This window comes from Streptomyces sp. NPDC002838, from assembly GCF_040295365.1.
In the GTDB taxonomy this organism is placed as follows: Bacteria; Actinomycetota; Actinomycetes; order Streptomycetales; family Streptomycetaceae; genus Streptomyces.
The window spans coordinates 49,607-72,695 of the sequence record NZ_JBEOVF010000021.1; the positions used below are offsets into that span (position 1 = coordinate 49,607).

The window sequence follows — 23,089 nt, forward strand, 5'->3', positions numbered from 1 at the left end:
ACCGACCGGGAGCCAGTCCGGCACAGGAGCTACCACTGTGACGCCCGGACCGGCCATGTGAGCCCTGCCGGGCCGATACCGGTCGCTCCCGCGGCAGCTTCGGTACAGCCTCGCTCGAACTGCGCGCCGGACAACCCAACCATGCGCCACCGCGCCACGGTTCCATGGGATCAGGACGCGTCCTCATCCAACTTGCCCACCACCCGTTCGGAGATCTGGGCCAGCGTTCGCAGTTCCCCCGGCGTGACGTGGTCGAGGAACAGGGCGCGCACCGCCTCCACATGAAGCGGGGCAGCGGCCTCGATCGCCGCACGCCCCGCCTCCGTGATCACCACGAACGCGCCGCGCCCGTCCTCGGCACACTCGTCCCGCACCACCAGCCCGCGCTTCGCCATGCGGGCGACGTGGTGGGACATCCGGCTCTTCTCCCACTCCAACGCCCGGGCAAGATCGAGAAACCGCTGCCGCCCTTCCGGCACGTCCGTCAGATTGACCAAGACCGCGAAGTCCGCAGCCGACATGTTCGACTCCGTCTGCAAGAGGCGCGACAACCGGCCCCCCAGCTTCTCGTGCAACCGCACAAAGGTCCGCCACGCATGCTGCTCTTCCGGCGTCAACCACCGCACCGTCTCTTCCATGAGGGAAGTGTAAACATAGTTGATACTTCATCGAGCTTGTCTCGTGGTGAGCTGGCGTACGACGAAGGCCAGGGCGGCGCCCCGGGCCTTGTCTGTTGCCGGCCTCAGACGGTGTGGCCGCCGTCGATGTTGAGCTCCTCCAAAAACGCGTACAGGCCCACCGGGACCAGCCCCGGTCATCAGCCCGGCGAGCGCCGCAGGGCTTCCTGAGCGGCCACCCACGTCGAGCGCACGTTCACCGCGACGGACTGGTCGAAGTCGTCGACGGCGAGTTCCTCGATCGACCCCATGGGGCCGCCCGCGGCGTTGTTCACCAGGATGTCCAGACGGCCCAAGGCCTTCACGGTGCTCGTGACGGAGGCCCGGACAGCCTCCGCGTCTCCCGAATCGGCCGCCGGCGCCATGATGGCCGGTCCTGCGGCCCGGACAACGGTGCGGCCGACAACGTCGCGCCGGCCACACCGTTCCGGCGGTGCGTCAGCTCTTGCCGAGCATCTTGTTCATCTGCTCGATCTCAGCGGTCTGTGCCGTGATGACGTCGTCCGCGAGCTTGGCGGCGGGACCGTACTTGCCGTCGGCCTTCTCGGTCTTGGCCATCTCCACGGCGCCTTCGTGATGGTCGACCATCATCTCGAGGAACATCTTGTCGAAGTCGGCGCCGGAAGCCTTGTCCAGCTTGTCCATGTCCTCGCCGCTCATCATGCCGGGCATGGAGGACGACATGTCGTGCCCCCCGTGGCCCATGTCGGACATGTCCTCGGGGACTTCCTCGCCCCACGAGGTGAGCCAGCCGGACATCGTCTTGATCTCGGGGTCCTGCGCTCCCTTGATCTTCGCGGCGAGGTCCTTGACCTCCTGCGAGGAGGCGCGGCCGTCGGCCAGGTCAGCCATGGTGACGGCCTGGCGGTGGTGCTGGATCATCTCCTTGGCGAAGGAGATGTCGGCGCCGTTGTGGTCGCCGGCCTCCGCCGAGGCGGACGCGGACGGGCCTGCGGAGTCGGAGTTCATCGACCCCATGTCGTGGCCTTCGCTGTCGCCGCCGCATGCGGCCAGTACGAGGGCGGCCGCGCCGGCGGTGGCGGCGAGGGCGGCACGACGGATGAGCCTGCGATGTGCAGTCATGGTTGAGCTCCTGCGTTCGGATCCGGTGAAAGGCGTGCCGAGGCACGGCGCCGCAACCGCGTGGGCCTGCGACGGCGTGCGGGCCGCTCTATATCCGCAGGAGCTGGAGTTCGGAGAGTGAGGGCGGAGCGCGACCGCCGTCAGGACCACTGCCGCTCGGAGGCGTCCGCACCTGTGCCGGCTCGGCGCAGGCCACCACGTCGGGCAGCAGCACCGGCACCACCGCGGGGGTCCCGGAAACGGACGCGGAGGCGCACGTCGGATCCGCATGAGCCACGTGACCCGAACAACCGCCCTCGCCGTGCTCGCACCCGCCCGGCATCGACATCACGGCATCGGTGTGCGCGGTCGCCACCGTCCGGCCGTGCCCGGCATCGTCATGCGTCTCGGGAACCGGCCCGATGCCGTGCATGCCGAGCAGGCCCAGCAGCAGGGCACACACGAGCAACCCACAGGACCGCAACGTGCGTTGCGGTCCTGTGGGCTGTCCGAGGCGGGTCACGGCCTCATCGTAAGCATGGATCATGGGTGCCTTGCATCCCGGGTGACACCGGAGTGGACAGGAGGTGCGATACCCACCGAGGGTATCGCAGCCAAGGAGTCCAGGGAGGCCAACGAGTCCTGACGGGCCATCCATCTACTATGGCCCTGCGTATTCGCTTGCGCATCCGGTGGTGAAAGGGAGTCAGGACCATGCGACGGCTGGGGGATCTGGAGGCGGAGATCATGGACCGCCTCTGGACGTGGAACCGTCCGGCGACGGTGCGCGAGGTCGTCGACGACCTCAACGAAACCCGCTCCGTCGCCTACACCACGGTGATGACCGTCACCAACATTCTCTACACCAAGGGCTGGTTGCTGCGGAGCAAGCAAGGCCGCGCCTGGCTCTACGCGCCGGTGCGCAGCCGGGAGGCTTACGCCGCCGCACTCATGGAGGACGGCTTGGGAGAGAGCAAGGACCGTCCGGCCGCGCTGGTCCACTTCGTCGAGAACATGTCCGAGGAAGAGGTGGCCGCCCTGCGCAAGGCCCTGCGAACCGTGGGACGACAGGCGAAGGCGTGAACGCGGCCCTCGTCCTGGCCGGCTACACGGCGGTGGTGGGCGTCATCGCCCCGTACCTGATCCTGCGCGCCCGCTGGCCGCACCGGGCACCTGCCCTGGCCGCCGGCGTCTGGCACGCCTTGGCGGTCTCCTTCTCGATCGGGGCGGCGCTCACCGTGTACAACCTCGCGATGCCGACCAGGCACCTGCACACAGGGCTGCTGGGTCTGCTGCACTCGTGCGGACTGGACATCGACGCGAGCGGCTCCGTCCCCGAGGCCGCGGCTCGGCTCGCCGTCGCCCTGCCGGTCACGGTCGGGGGCGCTCTGGCCTCGAGTTTCCTCTTCCACGTCGTACGAGCCCGTCGCGCGCGGGCACGGCACCGGGAGGCGGTGGATCTGGTGGGCCGCCACTCCGCCCGGCTGAGCGCCACCGTCCTGCCGTACGACGTTCCCGCCGCCTACTGCCTGCCCGGCCGCCACCCCAGGGTCGTGGTCAGCGACGCGGCCGTGCGCGAGCTGACATCCGAGCAGCTCGCCGCCGTACTGGAGCACGAGCACGCCCACATCGCGGGCCGCCACCATCTGGCCCTGGCCGCGGTGGAGGCGTTCCACTCGGTCTTCCGTCGGCTCCCCCTGGCCCGCCACGCCCGGGAGCAGACAGCGCTGCTGCTGGAGATGATCGCGGACGACCGCGCGCTGCGCAGCCACTCCGACCAGGCACTGGCTACCGCGATGTACGAGATGGCGGCGGCGCGCACGCCGAAGGGCGCGTTCGCCGGCGGTGGGCACACGGTCGTGATCCGTCTGAAGCGGGTTCTCGGCCCTCGCCAGGCGCCTCACCCTGTCTTCTGGGGGTTCGTGGCCGCCTCGGCCGTGGCCGTTCCGCTGCTGCCACTGCTCCTCGCCTGCCCGCCTGTCCTCGGCTGACCGCCGTCCCGTATCAGCCGACCCGTTTCTGGTGGGGCCCCTGCGACTCGAGCACGCTTGCGATGCGAACTACTAACCTACTAAGTTCTAAAGCGCCTGCTTCCGGTCGACACCACGAGTCGCCGGTGCCCGCCGGCGGAGTCCCGTCTCAGCCGCTTCGTCCGCAGACCCACAGAGGAGTCGCCCGCGCATGGGAACGCACCGCCGGCCGAAGCCGCCCAGCCGCGCCCGGATCGCCACGCTCGGCATGGCCGCCGGCGCCGTCAGCCTCCTGCCGACGCAGAGCCAGGCGGCCCCCAAGCCCACGGTGGACGAGGTGCGCAAGCAGATCGAGAAGCTCTACGAGGAGGCCGAGGCCCCCACCGAGGAGTACAACGCCGTCCGGGAGAAGCAGAAGAAGCTGCGGGGCGAGGCGGACAGCGCGCGGGACCGGCTGGCCCGCAAGCAGCAGGAGGTCAACGAGCTGCGGGAGAGGATAGGCCCGTTGGCGGCCGCGCAGTACCGCGGTGGCGGCATCGACCCGAGCGTGGAGCTTTTCCTGTCCGGCGACCCGGACCACTACCTGGACCAGGCCGAGATGCTCGACCGTACGAGCAACCGGCAGGCCGAGGCCCTGCGGGCGATGCAGGCCAAGCAGCGCGAACTCACCCAGGAGCGCGAGGCCGCCCAGAAGCGCCTGAAGGCCTTGGAGGAGACCCGCGCCGAGGCCGAAGAGAAGAAGGACGAGGTCCAGGGCAAGCTCGCCAGGGCCCGAAAGCTCCTGAACAGCCTCACCGCCCAGCAGCGCGCCAGAATGGAGGCCGCCCAGGAACGCGACGACGCCGCGGCGGGCGCCAGCGACTCCCCCGCCACCTACAACGGTCCGGCCAGCGGCCGCGCCAAGGCCGCGCTCGACTTCGCGTACGCGCAGCTCGGCAAGCCCTACGAGTGGGGGTCGACCGGCCCCAACTCCTTCGACTGCTCGGGGCTCACGGGCGCCTCCTGGCGCGCCGCGGGTGTCTCGCTGCCACGTACCGTCAAGCAGCAGTACGACGCCGGCCGCAAGGTGGCCAGGTCGGACCTGCAGCCCGGCGACATCATCTACTGGTACAACGACAACCAGCACAACGGCATGTACGTCGGCAACGGCAAGGCCATCCACGCGCCGCGCACCGGCAAGAACATCGAGATCGTCCCGCTGGACTCCATGCCCTTCTTCGCCGCGTCCCGGCCCTGACTCCCCCTCCCGTACCGCCCGAGGAATCTCCGTGACCGCACGCCCGGCTGCCCGCACGCTCCGCACCACCGCGAGCATCACGCTCGCCGTCCTGCTCCTCGCCGCCTGCGGCGACGGGTCGACCGACACGGGCGGAGCACCTGAGGGCCAGGCGCTGTCTCACGTACATGGCCTGGGCGTCGGCTCGGCCGACGGCCGCGTGTACGTCGCGACCCACGACGGCCTGTACACGGTGGCAGCGGGAAAGCAGCCGAATCTCGTCGGAGACCGCAAGGACGACTTCATGGGCTTCACCGTGACCGGCGAGGGCACTTTCATCGCCAGCGGGCACGGCGCGGAGGGAAGCGGGCGTCCGGGCAATCTCGGCCTGATCGAGAGCAAGGACGCGGGCCGGACGTGGTCGGCCCGGTCGCTGGAGGGGGACGCCGACTTCCACTCCCTGGACTCGGCCAGGGGAACGGTCTACGGATACGCGGGCGGACGGATCCGGATCAGCAGCGACCTCCAGACCTGGGAGGACCGGGCCTCGCTGGAGGCGCTCGACCTGGCAGTGAGCCCGGCAGGGGACAAACTGCTGGCCACCACGGCCGAGGGAGTCGTAGCCAGCACCGACGGCGGGCGCACCTTCGGCGAAGCCGCCGACCCGGTGCGGGCGTTTGTCTCCTGGCCCGCGGAGGAGTCCCTGTTCGCCATCGACGTGTCGGGACGGATGAGCCGTAGCGAGGACGGCGGCCAGACATGGAAACCGCTCGCGACCGTGCCCGGCGGACAGCCTCAGGCGCTCACCGCCGTAACCGCCGACCACATCCTGGCCGCCACGCAGAACGGCGTGTACGAGTCCCGCGACGGTGGGAGGACGTTCGTCGAGCTCGCGCCGCTCGCCGCCTGAATCCGTGGCCCTGGACACCGTCGACGGCCTCAGTGGGCCGTCAGCCCCGTCGGCTGATCACCCCGCACCGCGGGCCCGCGCCCTCGCGACTCCTGCTGCCTGCGCCACCCATGGCGAGTCAGACCTCGCGGCTTGAACACCGACAGCACCACCGCGACCACCAGCACGACCAGGGCTGCCGCGGCATCGGCGAGCAGTTGGACCCTCATGCCGAAGTGATCGGCGCCGGACAGGTCCGCCTCGGCCGCGGCGTCGGCGACACGGCCGACCACCTGCATATGCACGAGCAGCAGGACGGTGGCGACGACGTTGATCAGCAGCTTGAACAGAACCCAGTAGTGACGGAACAGGCCCCACACGCTCCCCAGGGACTGGGCGAGCCCCGTGAACAGTGAAGCGATGCTCAGCGGGACCAGGACGTACCAGCCCGTCAGCTCCATCGCGAGGTAGGCGCCGCGTACCGCCTGGGCGTCCTCGCTGACCAGACCCACGATGGCGAGGACGAGGAAGACGGCGACCGCACCGAGCCAGCCGACCGAGGCGGTGACGTGCGCGGTGAGCGTGAGCCTGCGGAGGCGGGGGGACATGGTCATGGCGATCAGTGGCCGCCCATGCCGCCGCCGAGCGTGTGCATGAGCACGAGCGCCACGAGCAGCGCGGCTCCGGCCGCGATCCCGAGCGTCTTCGCCCAGCGCGGCGCCCCGGGATGGGCCAGTGCATCGGGCTCGCCGCCGGACGGGGTGGGGTGAGAGGGCGAGTCAGCCATGTGCGTGTCCTTTGTCGTGCTCGGATGCCATGCGGGTCACTGTGTCGGCATTTTACGAGACACTGTGTCTACGATGTCAACCATGCTGTTCCGGTACCGTCACCGCGTACACTTACCTGGTGCCGAAGCTGTGGAACGAGACGATCGAGGCGCACCGCCGCGCTGTGCGGGACGCGATCCTGGACACCGCCGCCGAGCTGGTCGCCGAGCACGGCGTACGGTCGGTGACGATGTCGCAGATCGCCGAGCAGGCCGGCATCGGGCGGGCCACGTTGTACAAGTACTTCCCGGACGTCGAGGCGATCCTGCTCGTCTGGCACGACCGCCAGATCACCGAGCATCTGAGACTCCTGGCCGAGGTCAGGGACGAGGCCGACGGAGCCGGCGAGCAACTCGAGGCGGTCCTGAAGGCGTTCGCCCACATCTCACGCGCGTCGCGCGGGCACCACGGCACCGAGCTGGCGGCGTTCCTTCACCGCGACGAGCGGGTGGTGCGAGCGCAGCGGCAACTCCACGGCATGGTCCGGGACTTGCTGGCCGAAGGCGTGCAGAGCGGTGACTTCCGCGGCGATGTCACGCCCGACGAGCTTGCGACGTACTGTCTCCACGCCCTCACAGCCGCGGCCGCCCTGCCCTCGGAAGAGGCGGCCGACCGGCTCGTCACGGTCACGCTGTCCGGGCTGCGCGGTGCGCACGTCGCGTCGGCCGACGGGAACCCGAGCGCGAGTGAGCACCGACACGACAGCCATCGGGCCCGGCACCGCGCTCACTGAGACCTCATTCGATGTGCCGGGCGGTTCGGGTAGCGGCGTGGAGCAGGTACTCGAGAGGGCCACGGCGGAAGTGTCGTGTCCAGAGGGTCGCCAGCACCATGGCGGTCGCGATGAAACCGAACAGTGCGACGAGCGCCGGGACGATCTCCTCCTGCGTGCCGAAGACGCGGATGGCGAGGATGTGCAGTACGTAGGCGGTCAGCGGGACCATGCCGACGGCGCTGACGGGGGTGACCGCGCGCGTGAAGCGTGGCCGCCGGCGCGTGGCGGCGACGCACGCGGCCACGACGACGAGCGCGACGCCGGTGTTGCCGATGATGGAGAAGGTCGTCTGGCTGTGTGGCGCGCCCACCGCCAGCCAGACGGCGGGCGTGTGGTCGGTGAGGTGGCCGACCGTGTCGGACCACCAGGCCGAGCCGGCCGAATCTCCGTCCGTGGCGGCGGCGATGGTGACGCGCGCGTTCGGGACGAGACGAAGGGCCAGCCATGAGGCGCCGTAGCCGAGCACGGCGAGCCCGGCTCCGGTCAGGGCAAGTCGGGCGCGGGTCCTGCTCCGCTTGAGGTCGAGCCGGGCCACCGCCATGCCCGCGATCATGAACGGCATCCAGGTGAGCACCGGGTACTCCCCGGTGATCATCAGCTCGACGAGACCGTCGGTGTCGCTGATCCGGGCCAGCGGGTCCCAGCCGATGACGGCGTCGGCCCAGTCTCCGCCGTCGATCGACCGGCGGACTGCGTAGAGCACCTGGGGCGTGATCAGCGCGCCCGCCACGGCGATGACCGCGAGCGTTGCGGCCCGCAGCCGGTACATCGGCAGGACGGCGAGGAAGGTGAGCCCGTAGAAGGCGAGGATCACGTCGATGTCCGTGTCCAGGGCGGTCAGGGCGAAGCCCAGAGCGATCAGGAGCACGGAACGGATGAGGATCCGGCCCACCGCCCGACGCCCCGCGCGACCGGTCCGCGGTTGCGGCCTGCCGGTGATGAGCACCAGCGAGAAACCGGCGAGCAGCGCGAAGAGCGCGGAGGAGCGACCCCGGGCCAGTTCCAGAACGAAGCCCAGCGGCCCGCCCATCGAAGGTTCCGGGCCGACATGGGCGGCGTACATGCCGAGGACGGCGAGTCCGCGGGCCAGGTCGATGCCGATGAGCCGTCCCGTCGACGGCGGACGGGAGATGGTGAGAGGGCGGCCCTTCGTCAGGGCGGGCGCCGGGGACATGGGCGATGAGGCCGATGGCGCGTCTTGTGTCATGTGCTTCAGGGTCTGGAGGACGCAGGCGTCGGCCCATCCGGCAGGTGGCCGGAGCTGCCCCGGCCGACCGGCCGGAGCCGACCCCGTCGCATGGCGAGAGCCCGCACTACGGAACCGTCGGGCGGACTCCGCCGTCGTAGAAATCCGATGGCGGCCCCATGGCGAGGGGAGCGCAGGTGATTCGTGTACTGGTGGTCGACGACGAGGCCCTGATCCGTACGGGCTTCCAGTACATTCTCGACATCGCGGACGGAATCGAGGTCGTGGCGGCTGTCTCCGGCGGCCAGGCGGTCCACAGCGCGCGGGAGTTACGTCCTGACGTCGTACTGCTGGACATCCGGATGCCGGACGTGGACGGGCTCACCGTCCTGGCCGCACTGCGTCGACTGGCCGTCCCGCCCGTGGTGGCCATGCTCACGACGTTCGACATGGACCAGTACGTGGCGGCCGCACTGCGCTCGGGGGCCGCCGGCTTCCTGCTCAAGGACACCGATCCCGCGCAACTGCCGGTACTGGTCCGCACCTCCGGAAGCCGCCCCACAGAGCTGACTCCCCAGCCGTCCCTGGCCGACCTCCAGCGGCTGGTCGACACCAGCGGCATCGAGGCCGAGCTGTGCACGGAGCCGGCCGACGACCTCCCGCCGGCCGTCCAGCGCGCCGTGTACCGCACCGTCCAGGAAGCACTGACCAACGTGCGCAAACACGCCCCCGGCGCCACCGCCGTCATCCGCGTCCACCACGAGGACGGCACCGTCCGCGCCACCATCGCCAACACGGCCCCGACCCGGCCGGCTCTCCCTCTGCCCGGCGCCCACCACGGCCTCGTCGGTCTGCGCCAGCGGGCTGAACTCCTCGGCGGCACCGTCACCTCCGGCCCCTCGGCCGACGGCGGCTACGAACTCTGCCTGGAGCTACCGGTGCAGGGTGCGCCTTGACCTGATGCGGACGCGGATCACCGCCGCGGCTGTACGGGGCCCGCCGGCTGACAGTTGGCGGGCCCCGTACAGGACCCGAGCGAAGGATCAGGCCCGATAGGCCACGTTCGCCATCATCCCGGCCTCGCCGTGATACGCGTTGTGGCAGTGCAGCATCCACTGCCCCGGGTTGTCCGCGTCGAAGAAGACCGACAGCGTCTCCTTGGCCGGCACGATGGCGGTGTCCTTGCGCGGGCCGGAACCACCGAGTTGGTACGTGTGGCCGTGCAGGTGCATCGGGTGCCACATCTCGGTGTCGTTGACGAAGTCGAGCCGGACGCGCCGGCCCTCCTCGACGAGGAGCGGGTTCGCCTCGGGGTGGTTCATGTCGAACGGCTTGCCGTTGATGGCCCAGTTGTACTTGGCCATGCCGCCGGTCAGCTTGATCCGGTGCGTGACGTCGGTCCGGGCGGAGGGGAGCCGTACATCGTCGGCGGCGCGCAGCTGAGACGCGCTCATGATCAGGCCGTCGAGTTCCTTCGGGCGGACAGTCGCGGACGGCTTGCTCCCCGAGCCTGTGCGCAGCAGGGCGAGTCCGTTCGCGTTCTTGCCCTCGGCCAGGGCGACGAGGGGGAAGACCCCGTCGTCGAGTGTGACGAGGACGTCGTAACGCTCGCCCATGCCAATCAACAGAGCGTCCACCTCTTGGTGCCGGACCGGGAAGCCGTCGGTGTGCGTGATGGTCAGCTTGTGATCGCCGAGGGCCACCCGGTAGGCGGTGTCTCCACCCGCGTTGATGATCCGCAACCGCACCTTCCTGCCGGGCTTACCGGTGTAGACGTCCGGGTCGGTCGCCACCCGGCCGTTGATCAGATGGTGGGGGTACTTCACGTCGCCGGCGTCGCCGCCGAGCAGGTCGCTCTCGGCGCCCATGAGCATGAACTTCATCGACATGCCGCCCGAGGAAGTGGAAGGCGTGGGGGAATTCCCCATGTCCATCCCGTCCATGTCACCCATGTCGCCCATGCCGTGCTTGAGTTCGGCGAGGACCTCGTCGGGGGTGCCGGTGACGCCGTCGACCCAGTCGTCCAGCACGACGACCCATTCGTCGTCGTAGTCGAGGCTCTCCTTGGGGTCCTCGACGATCAGCGGGGCGTACAGGCCGCGGTCGAGCTGGACTCCGACGTGCGGGTGGAAGAAGTACGTGCCGGGGGCGTCGGCGACGAATTCGTAGGTGAACGTGGAGCCGGCACGGACGGCTGTCTGTGTGGCGGGCGGTACTCCGTCCATGTCGTTGCGCAGCGCGATGCCGTGCCAGTGGATCGACGTGGTCGTCTTGTTCGGAAGCTGGTTGGACAACTCGGCGACCAGGGTGTCGCCGACCGAAAGGCGGACCTCCCTGCCAGGGGCGCGTCCGTCGAAGGCCCAGGTCCTGGGCATGACGCCACCGCCCAGGTCGATCACCGCCGGTGCCGCGGTGAGCGTGAGCCTCCGCTGCCGTCCGGTGTTCGTCCGCTTCTTCTCGGTGGCGGCGACCGCGGAGCCGGAAGGGTTGACGAGGGGGGCGTCAGCGGAACCGGAGACGCTACTGCAGGAGGTGAGCACGCCGGAGCCGGTCACACCCAGTCCGGCGAGCAGAAGGGAGCGGCGGTTGATGCTGTTCACTGTGTTGTGTCCTCTGTTGCGAAACTGCCGATGTGGCCGCGCCGGACGGCACTTCGCGCGCCGTCCGGCGCGGCCTATATGCGCAGTTGAGAGAGGACGGACAGATCGGGCGGGGCACGGCCGACCGCAGCCGCGGGTGCGGAGCCGACCGCGGACTGCCGCAGGTGCGTGAGCGGGACGAACGCGCTCTGGCCGGGAGCGGCGAGCCGCACGGAGTCGACGCTCGCCGTGGTGCAGTGCTGCATGCTCGGCATGGCGCAGGCACCTGCGTCGGCGCCGTGCACGGAGGTTTCAGAGAGGGCCGGCTGGGCCTGCGCCGCAGTCACGTGGTGGGCGTGGGCGGGCCCTCGCATCGACGGGGCTTCGGCCGTGGATATCTCGTGGTGGACGAGGACGGCCAGTGCGACGCACAAGGTGAGTATCACCCCGTACGCGCGGCGGGCGGCTATGCCGCCGCCACCTGACCGACTCGTCATGCGCACCCACCTGTGCTGTCCTTGCTTGCCGTCGAGCGGCCATACTACCCCCCGGGGGTACTGACCTGGCTACGGGGGCCACACTCGGTCACGCGGTCATCATCAGCGGCATCGTCGCCATCGAGCCGCCCATTCCTCGTGCCGTGCGCGCCTCCACTACGGTCCCCGGTGCACTGCCCGCGCCGCCCCGCCTCCCCGCACGTACCACCAGAGCCAAATGAACCAGGAAGTACGCGGCCGGGACCCAGAAGGTCGCACGCCAGGCCTCCGCGGATCCCGATACGGCAGCGGCATGGGCCCCACCGTGAGCGCTCATACCCTCCATCCCGGCCATGGCCCCATGCCCATGGCCGTGTCCGGATGAGCCGGCCGGCGCGAGCCGCAGGCCTTGCCGGGTCACATGCCGAACGGACAGGGCGACACCGCCGAGACAGAGCAGTCCGAACACCGCCGCCCACCAGACGCCGTACGTGCCGTGAGAAGCCGCTGTCGGAGGCGCCGCCATCTGCTTAGTACGTAGCGGTCGGCGATACGACTCAGTCGGGGCTTGCATCAGATACCCCTACCCGGTATACAGGACTCGCGAACAGACATACCCCTACCCCGTATCGCCCAATAAAGCGATCTCCCTCACAGGAGGAACCCGATGTCTTCGTCTTGCTGCTCCACCGACGGCACCTGCTCGACCAGCACCGCCACAGGTCAGGCGACTGCCACGGAGGGCGTCAGCACCACGTACGCCGTCTCCGGTATGACCTGCGGCCACTGTAAGGCCACGCTCAGCAAGGCCATCGGTGAGCTGGACGGCGTAACCAAGGTCGACGTGGACCTCGACACCGGCCTGGTCACCGTCGTCAGTGCCGCCGAGCCGAACGACTCGGCGATTGCCGAGGTCGTCGACGACGCCGGCTACGAGCTGACCGGTCGCGCCTGACCCGCACCGCCACCCGCCGCCCAGCTTCATGACGCCGAACCTGACTGACACGATCCCCGGCGTGGTAACCGTCTAGGGCGATCGGCGGAAAGGGGCCCCGTGCAGACATCCGACTGGCAACCGATTCTGGTCCTTCTGGTGCTGGTCACCGGGGCCGCCGTACTTCTCCACGGCCTCTCCCTCGCCGTCAGAGCGGTCCGCGAGCCGCTGCACACCGGACCGTTCAGCGGCGGGCTGGAACCACAGGAGCACCCGCTCTCCCGGTTCCACGTCCGCTGGTACCCGGTCACCATGGTCTTTCTCGCCTTCGACATGGAGATGCTGTTCATGTACCCGTGGACGAAGGTCGTCTCGGCCGTCGGCACGAGCGCGGTCGTCGAGATGTTCCTCTTCCTCGGCATCCTGCTGGCGGGAGTCGGCTACGCCTGGCGGGAGGGTGCGTTCCGGTGGAGCTGACACGCCGACTCGTACGAACAGCCGTGTCCCGACCGAGAGTTCTTCTCGCGGTGGCTCCCGGAGCCACTCGGGAACGGCTGGCCGTCGAAGCGGAGCTCGTTCGTCGGGGATGGCCCTGGGTGAGTGCTCCCGCTGAGGCCGATCTCCTCGTGGTCCTGGGCACCGGCGACACGGAGGACCAGGACTGGGCCGTCAATCTGTGGCGCGCCATGCCGGCCCCCAAGGCCCGGGTGCTGGTGACGAGCGTCGAACAGGTCGCCACGGCCCTCGATCGTGGGCTTGACGCAGTCCGGGACGGGAGAGCTCACCGCCAACGGAGCGAGAGTCACTCACACCACGGCGTCCCTGGCGGCCACGACGACTCGGCAGATCATGAAGACCACGGTGGGCACGGCGGACACGGCGGAGAGGGCGGACACGGAACACACGACGGCCACGACATGCGCGGTGCGCACCACGATCACGCCGGGCACGACATGGGCGGTGTCGTGGACGGATTACCCATGGCCGAGCGCGCGGACGACAGGGACGGGCTGAGGCTCGACCGGCTGCACGTGCCGTTGGGTCCCGCCCTTGGGGACTGGCCCGCGGGGCTGGTCGTGCGTCTGGCCCTGCAGGGCGACGTCGTCCAGCAGGTCGATGTCCAGACCGCGATTCCCGCGCTCCCGCATCCGCCCTTCTGGGACGAACCGTGGCTCCGGGTCGTCGCGGGTGAGCGCGTGACCCACGGCGACGCGGCGCGGCGGTTGTGCGCGGCGCACCTGGACAGCCTGGGAAGGTATTTCGCCGTGGTGGGGTGGGCCGACATGGCTGCCCGCGCCCGCCGCGTACGGGACGGCGCGCTGGCCGGGACGGACGCCGCTGAACTCTCCGCTCTCGCACGCCCTTTGATCCGCCGGGCCGAGCGATCGCGGGCCCTGCGGTGGCTGACCACGGGGCTGGGGCCGCTGTCCGCCGAGCACGCACACCACCTGGGGATCACCGGACCTGCTCTCGTCGCCGACGGCGACGCGCACAGCCGGCTGCTCGTGTGGCTCGACGCGGTGGGGCGGAGTGCGGCCGCCTGTGACGACACCGACGTGGTGGACGCGGCAGAAGCCGTCGGGCCTCGCGGCCGGATCGACGGCCCGGCGCCGCCCTCTCAGCCACTGCTGAACGCCCTGCCAGGTCTGTTGGAGGGCACCGAGTTCGCCTGCGCGCGCATCGTCGTCGCGAGCCTGGACCCGGATCTCGACCAACTCGCGCCCGCTGAGGTGCAGGGAGCGGCCCATGGCTGAACGCGCCCCGCTGTGGGCGGTCTTCGTCCTGCCGGCTCTCCTGCTGGCGGTGACCCTGGTGACGGCCGGTATCGACGCCGTTCTCGCGGCCGGCGCGCGGAACGGACAGCCGGGGTCCTTGCGCGAGATGGCCGTCCGCGCGACGGAGCCCGGCCGCGAGGTGCTGCGACAGCTCGTGCAACAGCCGCGACGGACTCGAACGTCCGACGTGCCGCTGGCCCGGATCGGAGCGGCTCTCCTTCCCGTCGCGGCCGTCCTCGCCGCCGTCGTACTGCCGCTCGGCTTCCGGTCGGTCTCCGATCTGCCGGAGGGAATCGTCTGGTTCAACGCCATGGAGGCGCTGGCGTGGGCGGCGGTGTGGCTGGCGGGCTGGGGGCCGAACTCGACGCTCTCGCTGATCGGCGGGTACCGGTTCCTGGCCCAGGGGCTGGCGTACGAACTGCCGCACATGCTCGCGATCACCACGGCCGCGCTCGGGGCGGAGTCGCTGCGGGTGGGCGAAGTCGTCGACGCCCAGGCCGGATTGTGGTTCGCGGTGTGGATGCCGGCGGCCTTCGGGATCTACCTGCTGAGCGCCATGGCGATGGCGTTCTGGGGGCCGTTCGACCATCCCGCCGGGCGGGATGTGGCCGGTGGCGCGGCCGCCGAGTTGTCCGGCGCGGACCGCGTGCTCTTCCTCGGCGGCCGATGGCTGCTGCTGGTCGTGGCCGCCGCCTTCAGCGTGCCTCTCTTCCTGGGCGGCGGGCACGGGCCGCTGCTGCCCGGCTGGGCATGGACCGTGCTCAAGACAGCGGCCGTACTGGCCTTCCTGGTCTGGCTCCGCCGCAGGGTTCCGACCCTGCGCATGGACCGCTATCTGGAGCTGACCTGGGTCGTGTTGACCCCGCTGGCCATCGTTCAGGCGCTGGTCGTGGCCGTAGTGATTCTGAATCGATAACGAGAGCGAGGTGTCGTACGCACATGGATGTCGCGGTCTTCTCGGTGGCGGCCGTCCTCGCGGTCGTCAGCGGCGCGATGGTGTTCCGCTTCGACTCCATGGCCCGGGCGACGTTCTCCCTGCTGACCTCACTGCTGTGCGTGGGCGGCCTCGTCGTGCTGCTGGGCCTCGACTACCTGGGCATCGTCATCGTGCTGATGATGACCATCGAGATGGCCATCATGGCGGTCTTCATGGTGATGTACATGATGAACCCGGCCGGACTCATGCCGATGACGATGACGCACAACAAGAAGGGGGCGGCCGTCGTCTGCGGCCTCGTCTTCCTCCTCCTGGCCGCCGGGATCCTGCTAGCGCCCTGGCCCGCTCGGCGAGGGAAGGCACCCGCCGATCCGACCATGGAACTCGGCATGTCCCTCATGGGCACGCAGATGCTCACCATGATGACGCTGGGGATGGCGCTGTTCGCGACGATCGTCGCCACGGTGGTGCTGGCCACCCGACGGGGACGGTACGACCGGCTCGGCGACGATCTGCGGGCGCGACGGGCGGACGATCCCGTACGAGGCGGTGTCGGCCGGTGAGTCTGGAACCGTTTCTGCTACTGGCCGCCGCGCTGTTCTGCGTCGGGCTGTTCGGGGCGCTCACCCAGCAGTCGATCGTGATGCTGATGATGGGCCTGGAACTGATGCTGGGCGGGGTCATCCTGGCCGCTGCGGCCATCTGGCACTACATCGCTCCGGCGGCGGCCGACGGACAGGTTCTGATCGTTCTGGCGGTCACGGCGATGGCCCTGGAGATGGCGATCGGATTCGCCGTCGTCACCGCCCTGTTCCGGTCACGGGAGGTCGACATGACCGACATGGCGGCGGAGTTGAAGGAGTGAGCACCCTGCTGTGGATGCTGGTCGCCCTGCCGCTCGGCGTCGGAGCACTGCTCCTGGTGGCGGGGCGGCGGGCCGATCGTATGGCACCGGGCGTGGCTCTCACGGTGACGGCCGCGGCCCTGGGACTGGCCGTCACCGCTGCCTTTCGCCATCCGTCCGTGTCGGCGCCGTTCCTCGACGGACTGCCGATGGAGTTCGCGGTGGACGGCCTGTCGGGGGTGCTGGCGATCACGGTCGCCGGGGTCACCCTGGCCGTCCTCCTCTTCAGCGCCGCCGAGTTCGGGGCGAGCGAGGCGCGGGCACGCTTCTTCGGGCTGATGCTGCTCTTCGCGGGGAGCATGCTGGCCACGGTGACCGCCGCGACCCTTCCGGTCCTGCTCATGGGCTGGGAGGTCATGGGCGCCACCTCGTGGGCGCTGATCGGCTACTGGTGGCGGGATCCGCGGCGTACGAGCGCGGCCGACACGGCGTTCCTCACCACCCGCACGGCGGATCTCGGCCTCTATCTGGCTGCGGGCGCGGCCCTCGCGGCCGGTCATGACCCGACACTCTCGCTCGCGGGCCTGGCGCGCGCCGACGACCCGTGGCTGTCCTTCGTCACCGCCGGCATCATCGCCGCCGCCTTGGGCAAGTCCGCGCAGCTTCCCTTCAGCTTCTGGCTGTCGAAGGCCATGCAGGGCCCGAGCCCGGTCTCGGCGCTGCTGCACTCGGCGACGATGGTCGTCGCCGGGGCGTATCTGCTGCTGCGGACCGGCCCCCTGCTGGGCGCCTCCGGCTGGGGCGACGACCTGGTCGCGTGGACGGGCGCCGCCACCGCGCTCTGCCTAGGGCTCGTCGCCACGGCACAGACCGACCTCAAGCAGCTGCTCGCCGCGTCGAGTTGTGCGCAGATCGGCTTCATGGTGCTGGCCGCGGGTGCCGGTGCGGTCTCCGGCGGCACGCTCCAGCTCATCGCCCACGCGGCGGCGAAGAGCCTGCTCTTCCTCGGCGCGGGCGCCTGGCTGACCGCACTGGGCACGCAGCAGCTTCCCGAGCTGTTCAGTGCCGCCCGCCACAGCCGGACGGCCGGTGTGGCCTTCACCGTGGCCGCGCTCTCCCTGGCCGGACTCCCGCCGCTCTCGCTGTGGGCCGCCAAGGACGTCCTCCTCGCGGGAGCGCTGGAGCGCAGCCCCTGGCTGTACGCCGTCGGGCTGGCTGCCGCCCTTCTGTCGGCCGTCTACAGTGCCAAGGCCCTGTGGTACGTCTGGCAGCGCCCGGTCGTGCCGCGGCCCGATGCCCGCCGCGTCCCGGTCGGTGCGCTGCCGCCGCTCGTCCTGCTCGCCCTCGGGTGCGTCGCTTTGACACCGTTGGTCTTCCCTCCGCTGCGTGACAGCGTCGGGCGCGTTCTCGCGGCGACCGGTCAAACCGCCCCGCACCCCTGGGAGTTCGTACTTTCAGGAGTTCTTGCTCTGCTGGCCGTCGCGATCACTTGGTCCTGGGGACCCCGCCCGCTGCCCCTCCCAGGAAGTGCGAAGTCCGCCCTCCTGGACTGGCTGCACCTTGAGCGCGCCGCCCACCGCCTCCTTGTCGCCCCCGTGATGCGACTCGCGCGCGTCGCCGCAGCGTTCGACGACCGGGTCCTGGACCGGGCCGTCGACAGTTCGGCCACGGGCGCTGTGCGATTCGCCCGCTGGACGGACGGCGTGGTGGAGCGTGCCGTCGACGGCTCGGTGACCGCGCTCGCCGCCGGGACCCGCGCGCTCGGCCGCTCGGCCCGACGTCCGCAGACCGGCCAGCTGCACCAGTACCTCGCCCAGGCCGTCGCCGCCTTCACCGTCCTCGCCGTCGTGCTCGTCCTCGTGAGGTGACCCCTTGCTGACCGCCCTCGTCTTCGTACCCACGGCTGTCGCCCTGCTGCTGTTCGCCCTCCCCCGTCGTGCGGCGCCGGCAGTGTTCCGAACCGTCTGGGTGGTGGCGTCGGCCGTCGAGCTCGCCCTGGTCATCGTGCTGTGGGCCGGTTACGACTCAGCCGGCGGCATGCAGTACGAGGAGCGCGCCCGCTGGATCCCCGGCGCGGGCGTCGGCTACCACGTCGGCGTGGACGGGCTGTCGCTGCCGCTGCTCGCCCTCACCTGCCTGCTGTTCCTCGCCTGCGCGGTGTACTCGCTGCGCGACAGCCGCCGTATCCGCGAGTTCGCCGCGCTGTTCCTCTTCCTGCAGACCACCTGCCTCGGCCTGTTCGCCGCGCTCGATCTGATCCTCTTCTTCGTCTTCTTCGACCTGTCCATCGTGGCGATGTACTTCGTCATCGCCGGCTGGGGTCACCGGCAGGCGGCCCGCGCCGCGCTGAAGTTCTTCCTCTACACCTTCATCGGGTCGCTCGCCCTGCTGCTCGGCTTCATCGGCCTGTACCTGGCCGCGTCGCCCCACACCTTCGACATGGTCGAACTGACCGCCCAGAACCCGCTTGCCGGGCGCTCCGTCTACGGCGCCCTGGTCCTGCTCGCCGTGGTGGTGGGCCTGGCGGTCAAGACCCCGACGGTGCCGTTCCACACGTGGCTGCCGCCGGCCCACGTCGAGGCGCCCGCCGCCGGTTCGGCGATCCTGGCCGGGGTGCTGCTGAAGATGGGCACGTACGGTTTCGTCCGCATCGCCATGCCGATGCTCCCCGAAGTCTGGCGCCGGTACGCCCTCGTCCTGGTCGTCGTCGGTGTCCTCTCGGTCCTCCACGGCGCCCTGGTCGCCCTCGCGCAGACGGACTTCAAGCGGATGGTCGCCTACACCTCCGTGAACCACATGGGCTACATCGTGCTCGCGGTCGGCGCGGCCGCCGCGACGGCGGACAGCTCCGAACAGGCCCGCTCCCTCGCCGTCACCGGGGCGGTGACGCAGATGGTCAGCCACGGGCTGCTCACGGGAGCGCTGTTCCTCCTCGCCGGAGTGCTGTACGAGCGCGGGAGGACGTACGACATGGGCTCCTACTCCGGAGTCGCCGCCGTAGCACCCGCGTTCGCCGCCATGACCGGCGTCGCGGCCTTCGCCTCGCTCGGGCTTCCCGGATTCTCGGGCTTCATCGCCGAGTTCCAGATCTTCACCGGAAGCCTTGGACCACGGCCCGTGGCCACGGCTCTGTCGGTGCTCGGCATCCTCCTCACCGCCGGGCTGTTCCTGCGTGCGCTGCGTCAGGTGTTCACGGGGCCGTTGCGCCTGCCCGACGCCCCGGGCACGCCCCGTGCGTTCCCCGACATCCGCGTGCACGAGAGCCTCGCCGTCGTCCCGCTCCTCGTCCTGGCCGTCGTCCTCGGGGTGGCGCCGCGCTTCCTGCTCGACGTCATCGAACCCGCCTCCTGGTCCGTCCTGGAGTTGCTCGCCCGATGACCGAGATGAACGAGAACCCGCTCGATCTCCTCCCCGAGGTGCTCCTTGCCGCCTCGGCCGTGTTCGGGCTGCTGCTCGGCTCCTGGCTGCCCCGCGCCCGGCAGTGGATCGTGGGTCTGCTGGCGGCGGTGGCGTGCGTGGCCGGGATCGTCGCCGCGTCGGTGGCCGCCGCGGACCCCGCCACGACCGCGTTCGGCGAGGCCTTCGCCGTCGACCCTGTGACGAGTACGTCCCGGATCGTGGTCCTCGGCGGCACGCTCCTCGTCCTCGGAGTCTCCTTCCGTCCCCTGCAAGGGGATTCGCGGGAGACCGAGTTCTACGTCCTGGTGCAGCTGGCGGCGCTCGGCGCGCTGATGATGGCCGGCACCCAGGACCTGCTCCTGCTCGCCGCCGGGTACCTGCTGGCGAGCATTCCCGCCTACACGCTCGCCGGTTTCCGCAAGGACGGACCGGGAACCGAGGCGGCCCTCAAGTACTACGTGATCGGCGCCCTGTTGGGCGTCCTGATGCTGACCGGCGTCACCGTCCTGTACGCGACCGGGCGCGGCACCTCGTATCCCATGCTCGGGGAGGCGTTCCGCGACGCGCCCGAGGCACTGATCGCCACGGGGACGACAGGGCTTGTGGCGGGCGTGCTGTTCAAGGCCGGCGGCGTCCCCGCGCACTTCTGGGTGCCCGACGCGGTACAGGGCAGCAGCCCGCCGGTGGCGGCGCTCCTCACCACCATCCCGAAGATCGGGGCGCTCGCCGCGCTCTTCCGCCTCGGCGACGTCGTCTTCGCGGACAGCACGCTGCCGTGGGCCGCACTCGTGGCCGTACTCGCGGCCGCGTCCATGACGCTCGGGAATCTGGCCGCCTTCTTCCAGCAGGACGTCAAGCGGCTGCTCGCCTACTCGACGATCAGTCAGGTCGGATATCTGCTGATGCCCATCGCGGTCGCCGGCCGAGCGGACCTCGCGCAGCAGGCCCTGCTGTACTACCTCGCGGCGTACACCGTCACCAACCTCGGCGCCTTCGCCGTCGTCTGCGCCCTCCCCCGTGCCCACAGCATCGACGACTACCGAGGGCTCGCGAGGGAGCACCCACTACTGGCCGCGAGCCTCGTCATCTGCCTGCTGGGCCTCGTCGGCACGCCGCCGACCTCGGTCTTCCTCGGCAAACTCGAAGCCTTCAGCGCCGCCTTCGACGGCGGCTATGCGTGGCTTGCCGTTCTGGCGGCCGTCAACACCGTGGCATCCCTCTTCTACTACCTGCGCTGGATCGTGCCGGCGGTCTCCCGGGGCGGCTCCCCGCAGCCTGCCGACAGTGACCGTACGGCGCGTGTCGTCGCGTACGCCGCTACGGCGGTCTCCCTCGGTCTCGGAATCGCCGGCGGACCTGTGCTGGACGTTCTCACTGCGCCGATCACACGCTGAGTCGGGCGTGATCGGAGGGCGGGAGCCTGTGCTACGCACACGGATGGCCCGGATAGTCGTCGCCCTCGGGTACACCTGCCGCTCGCATCCGGCTCAGGACCTCGCGCCGGATCTCTTCGTCGTCGATGGGCAAGGGGCAGTTGGTCTCCCGGTCGAAGACCTCGGCGCCGGCGGCGGTGTTCCAGATGACCCACCGGAGCTGGTGCTCGTCGTCCCTCCAGAGGTAGGCGTAGCTCTCGACAGCCTCTGCAAGCATGGTGTCCTCCGACCTGTTCACGGTGCGGCCTTCTCTGTCTCACGGCCGTCGACGTACGTCGCCACGACCTCGATGTCACCGATCCGCGAGGGGTCGACGCGCCGCGGGTCGTCGCCCAGTACCGCCAGGTCCGCGCGCTTGCCCGGGGTGAGGCTGCCCGCACTGTCCTCCCAGTGGCAGGCGAACGCGCCGGCCACGGTGTACGCGGACAGGGCCTCGTCGACGGTGATGCCCTCGTCCGGGCCGATCGACCGGCCCGACAGGGAGGCGCGTTCGACCATGAACTGGATGGCCCGCAGCGGTGCACCGTCCGTGACAGGGCGGTCGGAGCTGCCCACCAGCGTGATGCCGTGGTCCAGGAAGCCCCTGCCCCGGTACAGCCACGGGGCCCGTTCCTCTCCCATGATCGACGCGTAGTCGTCGCCGAAGTAGCGCAGGAAGTTGGGCTGGACGACCGCGCTGACACCCAGCCGCGCGAATCGGGCCAGTTGGTCGGGGCGGATCAGCCCGGCGTGCTCGATGCGGTGCCGTGCCTCGGGGCGCGGCCGGATGCGCTGGGCCCGCTCCAGGCCGTCCAGCGCGATGTCGGCCGCACGGTCACCGATGGCGTGGACGGCGAGCTGCCATCCGGCGAGGTGGCCGTCCACGATGGTGTCCGCGAGCACTTCGGGGTCGTCCTGCAACTGCCCGGCGTGGTCCAACCCCTCGTACGGACCGCTCAGCGCGGCGGTCCGGGCCATCATGCCGCCGTCGGTGTAGATCTTCAGCGCTCCCACGGAGAGCCAGTCGTCGCCGAACCCGGTGCGCAGGCCGAGGCCGAGGGCCCGGGGAATGCCGTCGGTCTCGTGTGCGGCGACCGGGCGCAGCCGGTCCGCGGACACCATGAGCTGCACGCGCAGCGGCAACAGGCCCTTGTCTCGGGCGAGTTGGTAGGCGCCCAGTTCGACCGGGCTGTGGCCGAAGAGGGTGCCGCCGATGCCTGCCTCGGCGCAGGCGGTGACGCCCTCGGCCAGACAGGTGCGGGCGGCCCGTCCGATCGCCTCGGCCAGATCCTCCTGGGAGTGCGGCAGCCGCAGTGCGCGGGCGGCCCCCATGGCGCCCTCGGCGAGGAAGCCGTTGTCGTGCGGGATGTCGGCGGGGAGCAGGTCGAGCACGGCGGAGTTGACGACGCAGCCGTGCCCGGAGTCGTGCATCATGAACACCTTGTGGCCGTGGCTGACCCTGTCCAGTTCGGCGGCGGTCAGGTGGCGGCCCAGGGCCCGCTGGTCGTAGCCGACGATGCTCACCCAGGCGCCGGGCGAGCCCTTCCGGGTGACGGCTTCCTCCACGACGGCGAGCACGTCGTCGATCCGCGTGCGGCCCGCGATGCTCGGGGTGTTCTCCTTGAAACCCGTCCAGGCCAGGTGCACATGGGCGTCGATGAAGCCGGGCAGCACCGTGGCGCCCTGCAGGTCGATCACCTCGCGGGCGGGCAGGGAGGTCACGGCCTCGTCCAGACCGACGATCCGGCCCCGCCAGATGCCCAGGTCATGGGCGACGGGGTGGTCGGGGTCCATGGTGAGGAAGCGGGCGTTCGTCAGTCTCGTGCTGAGCATCGGGCGTCAGGCGTCCATGGACTCGGCGAGGGAACGGGGGCGCAGGTCGGTCCAGTTGGCCTCGACGAACTCCAGGCAGGCCTCCCGGCTGTTCTCCTCGAAGACGACCGTCCACCCCCCGGGCACGTCCGCGAAGGACGGCCAGAGCGAGTGCTGGCCCTCGTCGTTCACGAGGACGAGGAAACGGCCGTCGGCGTCGTCGAAGGGGTTGGTGCTCATGCGCGGTGCCTCCTGATGAATTAGGTTAGGCTCGCCTAATTGAAAATGAGCTTAGCCTTCTCACTTTCCGCTCCACAAG

Annotated in this window: 27 protein-coding genes and 1 pseudogene; 15 read left to right on the forward strand and 13 right to left on the reverse strand. The window is 70.3% G+C overall.

Translation table 11 applies throughout. The annotated features are described in order from the left end of the window. Positions 1-170 precede the first annotated feature (170 nt). From ABT063_RS25685 to ABT063_RS25700, 4 genes and pseudogenes are all read right to left on the reverse strand, one after another. Positions 171-638 (reverse strand): MarR family winged helix-turn-helix transcriptional regulator, encoded by a 468-nt coding sequence (locus ABT063_RS25685; protein ID WP_351060689.1) that lies wholly within the window; start codon positions 636-638, stop codon positions 171-173. Between the two features lie 179 nt (positions 639-817). Continuing rightward, positions 818-1,051 (reverse strand): annotated as a pseudogene (locus tag ABT063_RS25690) (SDR family NAD(P)-dependent oxidoreductase); the annotation flags it as partial. 64 nt (positions 1,052-1,115) lie between these two features. Next, entirely contained in the window at positions 1,116-1,760 is a 645-nt protein-coding gene (locus ABT063_RS25695; protein ID WP_351060692.1) for a DUF305 domain-containing protein, read from the reverse strand. Positions 1,761-1,848: 88 nt separating this feature from the next. After that, positions 1,849-2,262 (reverse strand): DUF6153 family protein, encoded by a 414-nt coding sequence (locus ABT063_RS25700; protein ID WP_351060695.1) that lies wholly within the window; start codon positions 2,260-2,262, stop codon positions 1,849-1,851. 191 nt (positions 2,263-2,453) lie between these two features. Here ABT063_RS25700 and ABT063_RS25705 point away from each other — a divergent pair, with 191 nt between their 5' ends. From ABT063_RS25705 to ABT063_RS25720, 4 genes are all read left to right on the forward strand, one after another. Beyond that, a complete protein-coding gene (locus tag ABT063_RS25705) occupies positions 2,454-2,822 on the forward strand; it encodes a BlaI/MecI/CopY family transcriptional regulator (RefSeq protein ID WP_351060698.1) in 369 nt (122 codons plus the stop codon). Continuing rightward, entirely contained in the window at positions 2,819-3,730 is a 912-nt protein-coding gene (locus tag ABT063_RS25710) for a M56 family metallopeptidase (RefSeq protein ID WP_351060700.1), read from the forward strand. The genes ABT063_RS25705 and ABT063_RS25710 overlap by 4 nt, the downstream gene beginning before the upstream one ends. Positions 3,731-3,920: 190 nt before the next feature. After that, positions 3,921-4,946 carry a C40 family peptidase gene (locus tag ABT063_RS25715; protein ID WP_351060703.1) on the forward strand — a complete coding sequence of 342 codons (1,026 nt, stop codon included), beginning with the start codon at positions 3,921-3,923 and terminating at the stop codon, positions 4,944-4,946. A 31-nt stretch (positions 4,947-4,977) separates the two neighbouring features. Beyond that, the gene (locus tag ABT063_RS25720) at positions 4,978-5,835 is read left to right on the forward strand and encodes a F510_1955 family glycosylhydrolase (protein WP_351060706.1); all 858 of its coding nucleotides are present in this window, start codon (positions 4,978-4,980) and stop codon (positions 5,833-5,835) included. A gap of 29 nt (positions 5,836-5,864) precedes the next feature. Here ABT063_RS25720 and ABT063_RS25725 read toward each other — a convergent pair whose 3' ends face one another. Further along, on the reverse strand, positions 5,865-6,428 hold the full coding sequence (locus ABT063_RS25725; RefSeq protein WP_351060708.1) for a hypothetical protein: 564 nt from the start codon (positions 6,426-6,428) through the stop codon (positions 5,865-5,867). A 5-nt stretch (positions 6,429-6,433) separates the two neighbouring features. Next, the gene (locus tag ABT063_RS25730) at positions 6,434-6,601 is read right to left on the reverse strand and encodes a hypothetical protein (protein WP_351060711.1); all 168 of its coding nucleotides are present in this window, start codon (positions 6,599-6,601) and stop codon (positions 6,434-6,436) included. 119 nt (positions 6,602-6,720) lie between these two features. On the opposite strand from ABT063_RS25730, the gene ABT063_RS25735 reads away from it, so the two are divergent. Beyond that, positions 6,721-7,374 carry a TetR/AcrR family transcriptional regulator gene (locus ABT063_RS25735; RefSeq protein WP_351060713.1) on the forward strand — a complete coding sequence of 218 codons (654 nt, stop codon included), beginning with the start codon at positions 6,721-6,723 and terminating at the stop codon, positions 7,372-7,374. Between the two features lie 4 nt (positions 7,375-7,378). On the opposite strand, the gene ABT063_RS25740 is transcribed toward ABT063_RS25735, so the two are convergent. Continuing rightward, the gene (locus ABT063_RS25740; protein ID WP_351060715.1) at positions 7,379-8,623 is read right to left on the reverse strand and encodes a DUF418 domain-containing protein; all 1,245 of its coding nucleotides are present in this window, start codon (positions 8,621-8,623) and stop codon (positions 7,379-7,381) included. 176 nt (positions 8,624-8,799) lie between these two features. Between ABT063_RS25740 and ABT063_RS25745 the strand changes: the two genes are divergently transcribed. Continuing rightward, entirely contained in the window at positions 8,800-9,558 is a 759-nt protein-coding gene (locus ABT063_RS25745) for a response regulator (RefSeq protein WP_351060717.1), read from the forward strand. Between the two features lie 87 nt (positions 9,559-9,645). Here the strand turns inward: ABT063_RS25745 and ABT063_RS25750 are convergent, their stop codons facing one another. Together ABT063_RS25750 and ABT063_RS25755 are read right to left on the reverse strand one after the other, a co-directional pair. Continuing rightward, the gene (locus ABT063_RS25750) at positions 9,646-11,202 is read right to left on the reverse strand and encodes a multicopper oxidase family protein (RefSeq protein ID WP_351060719.1); all 1,557 of its coding nucleotides are present in this window, start codon (positions 11,200-11,202) and stop codon (positions 9,646-9,648) included. Between the two features lie 74 nt (positions 11,203-11,276). Then, entirely contained in the window at positions 11,277-11,678 is a 402-nt protein-coding gene (locus ABT063_RS25755; RefSeq protein ID WP_351060721.1) for a DUF6153 family protein, read from the reverse strand. Positions 11,679-12,324: 646 nt separating this feature from the next. On the opposite strand from ABT063_RS25755, the gene ABT063_RS25760 reads away from it, so the two are divergent. Together ABT063_RS25760 and ABT063_RS25765 are read left to right on the forward strand one after the other, a co-directional pair. Continuing rightward, a complete protein-coding gene (locus ABT063_RS25760) occupies positions 12,325-12,612 on the forward strand; it encodes a heavy-metal-associated domain-containing protein (protein ID WP_351060723.1) in 288 nt (95 codons plus the stop codon). 99 nt (positions 12,613-12,711) lie between these two features. Beyond that, entirely contained in the window at positions 12,712-13,068 is a 357-nt protein-coding gene (locus ABT063_RS25765; RefSeq protein ID WP_351060725.1) for an NADH-quinone oxidoreductase subunit A, read from the forward strand. A gap of 329 nt (positions 13,069-13,397) precedes the next feature. Here the strand turns inward: ABT063_RS25765 and ABT063_RS25770 are convergent, their stop codons facing one another. Then, on the reverse strand, positions 13,398-13,541 hold the full coding sequence (locus ABT063_RS25770) for a hypothetical protein (RefSeq protein ID WP_351060728.1): 144 nt from the start codon (positions 13,539-13,541) through the stop codon (positions 13,398-13,400). 30 nt (positions 13,542-13,571) lie between these two features. Here ABT063_RS25770 and ABT063_RS25775 point away from each other — a divergent pair, with 30 nt between their 5' ends. From ABT063_RS25775 to ABT063_RS25805, 7 genes are read left to right on the forward strand one after another with little or no spacing between them, the layout of a single operon-like run. After that, on the forward strand, positions 13,572-14,345 hold the full coding sequence (locus tag ABT063_RS25775) for a hypothetical protein (protein WP_351060731.1): 774 nt from the start codon (positions 13,572-13,574) through the stop codon (positions 14,343-14,345). Next, positions 14,338-15,282 carry an NADH-quinone oxidoreductase subunit H gene (locus ABT063_RS25780; RefSeq protein ID WP_351060734.1) on the forward strand — a complete coding sequence of 315 codons (945 nt, stop codon included), beginning with the start codon at positions 14,338-14,340 and terminating at the stop codon, positions 15,280-15,282. The genes ABT063_RS25775 and ABT063_RS25780 overlap by 8 nt, the downstream gene beginning before the upstream one ends. Before the next feature lie 23 nt (positions 15,283-15,305). After that, positions 15,306-15,866: an NADH-quinone oxidoreductase subunit J gene (locus ABT063_RS25785; protein ID WP_351060736.1), complete on the forward strand. Its 561-nt coding sequence runs from the start codon at positions 15,306-15,308 to the stop codon at positions 15,864-15,866. Then, positions 15,863-16,168 carry an NADH-quinone oxidoreductase subunit NuoK gene (nuoK, locus tag ABT063_RS25790; RefSeq protein ID WP_351060739.1) on the forward strand — a complete coding sequence of 102 codons (306 nt, stop codon included), beginning with the start codon at positions 15,863-15,865 and terminating at the stop codon, positions 16,166-16,168. Before ABT063_RS25785 ends, nuoK begins: the two co-directional genes overlap by 4 nt. Next, entirely contained in the window at positions 16,165-18,015 is a 1,851-nt protein-coding gene (locus ABT063_RS25795; protein WP_351060742.1) for an NADH-quinone oxidoreductase subunit 5 family protein, read from the forward strand. Before nuoK ends, ABT063_RS25795 begins: the two co-directional genes overlap by 4 nt. Positions 18,016-18,019: 4 nt before the next feature. Then, positions 18,020-19,525, forward strand: a complete 1,506-nt coding sequence (locus ABT063_RS25800) for a complex I subunit 4 family protein (RefSeq protein WP_351060745.1) — start codon at positions 18,020-18,022, stop codon at positions 19,523-19,525. Further along, positions 19,522-20,940 (forward strand): NADH-quinone oxidoreductase subunit N, encoded by a 1,419-nt coding sequence (locus ABT063_RS25805; protein WP_351060748.1) that lies wholly within the window; start codon positions 19,522-19,524, stop codon positions 20,938-20,940. Before ABT063_RS25800 ends, ABT063_RS25805 begins: the two co-directional genes overlap by 4 nt. Positions 20,941-20,971: 31 nt before the next feature. Here the strand turns inward: ABT063_RS25805 and ABT063_RS25810 are convergent, their stop codons facing one another. Genes ABT063_RS25810 through ABT063_RS25820 form a run of 3 tightly spaced genes read right to left on the reverse strand, consistent with a single transcriptional unit; the run spans position 20,972 to position 23,010 of the window. Beyond that, a complete protein-coding gene (locus ABT063_RS25810) occupies positions 20,972-21,196 on the reverse strand; it encodes a hypothetical protein (protein ID WP_351060751.1) in 225 nt (74 codons plus the stop codon). Positions 21,197-21,213: 17 nt separating this feature from the next. Then, a complete protein-coding gene (locus ABT063_RS25815; protein ID WP_351060753.1) occupies positions 21,214-22,791 on the reverse strand; it encodes an amidohydrolase in 1,578 nt (525 codons plus the stop codon). Positions 22,792-22,797: 6 nt separating this feature from the next. Further along, a complete protein-coding gene (locus tag ABT063_RS25820) occupies positions 22,798-23,010 on the reverse strand; it encodes an MbtH family protein (protein WP_351060756.1) in 213 nt (70 codons plus the stop codon). Positions 23,011-23,089: the final 79 nt, after the last annotated feature.

Excerpts from the sequence above, each read along its gene's own strand:
- ABT063_RS25740 (WP_351060715.1), bottom strand. The coding sequence starts at position 8,623 with ATGACACAAGACGCGCCATCGGCCTCATCGCCCATGTCCCCGGCGCCC.
- ABT063_RS25785 (WP_351060736.1), top strand. The coding sequence starts at position 15,306 with ATGGATGTCGCGGTCTTCTCGGTGGCGGCCGTCCTCGCGGTCGTCAGC.
- ABT063_RS25705 (WP_351060698.1), top strand. The coding sequence starts at position 2,454 with ATGCGACGGCTGGGGGATCTGGAGGCGGAGATCATGGACCGCCTCTGG.
- ABT063_RS25775 (WP_351060731.1), top strand. The coding sequence starts at position 13,572 with ATGGCCGAGCGCGCGGACGACAGGGACGGGCTGAGGCTCGACCGGCTG.
- ABT063_RS25730 (WP_351060711.1), bottom strand. The coding sequence starts at position 6,601 with ATGGCTGACTCGCCCTCTCACCCCACCCCGTCCGGCGGCGAGCCCGAT.
- ABT063_RS25755 (WP_351060721.1), bottom strand. The coding sequence starts at position 11,678 with ATGACGAGTCGGTCAGGTGGCGGCGGCATAGCCGCCCGCCGCGCGTAC.
- ABT063_RS25805 (WP_351060748.1), top strand. The coding sequence starts at position 19,522 with ATGACCGAGATGAACGAGAACCCGCTCGATCTCCTCCCCGAGGTGCTC.
- ABT063_RS25685 (WP_351060689.1), bottom strand. The coding sequence starts at position 638 with ATGGAAGAGACGGTGCGGTGGTTGACGCCGGAAGAGCAGCATGCGTGG.
- ABT063_RS25780 (WP_351060734.1), top strand. The coding sequence starts at position 14,338 with ATGGCTGAACGCGCCCCGCTGTGGGCGGTCTTCGTCCTGCCGGCTCTC.
- ABT063_RS25810 (WP_351060751.1), bottom strand. The coding sequence starts at position 21,196 with ATGCTTGCAGAGGCTGTCGAGAGCTACGCCTACCTCTGGAGGGACGAC.
- ABT063_RS25820 (WP_351060756.1), bottom strand. The coding sequence starts at position 23,010 with ATGAGCACCAACCCCTTCGACGACGCCGACGGCCGTTTCCTCGTCCTC.
- ABT063_RS25815 (WP_351060753.1), bottom strand. The coding sequence starts at position 22,791 with ATGCTCAGCACGAGACTGACGAACGCCCGCTTCCTCACCATGGACCCC.
- ABT063_RS25715 (WP_351060703.1), top strand. The coding sequence starts at position 3,921 with ATGGGAACGCACCGCCGGCCGAAGCCGCCCAGCCGCGCCCGGATCGCC.
- ABT063_RS25725 (WP_351060708.1), bottom strand. The coding sequence starts at position 6,428 with ATGACCATGTCCCCCCGCCTCCGCAGGCTCACGCTCACCGCGCACGTC.
- ABT063_RS25695 (WP_351060692.1), bottom strand. The coding sequence starts at position 1,760 with ATGACTGCACATCGCAGGCTCATCCGTCGTGCCGCCCTCGCCGCCACC.
- ABT063_RS25760 (WP_351060723.1), top strand. The coding sequence starts at position 12,325 with ATGTCTTCGTCTTGCTGCTCCACCGACGGCACCTGCTCGACCAGCACC.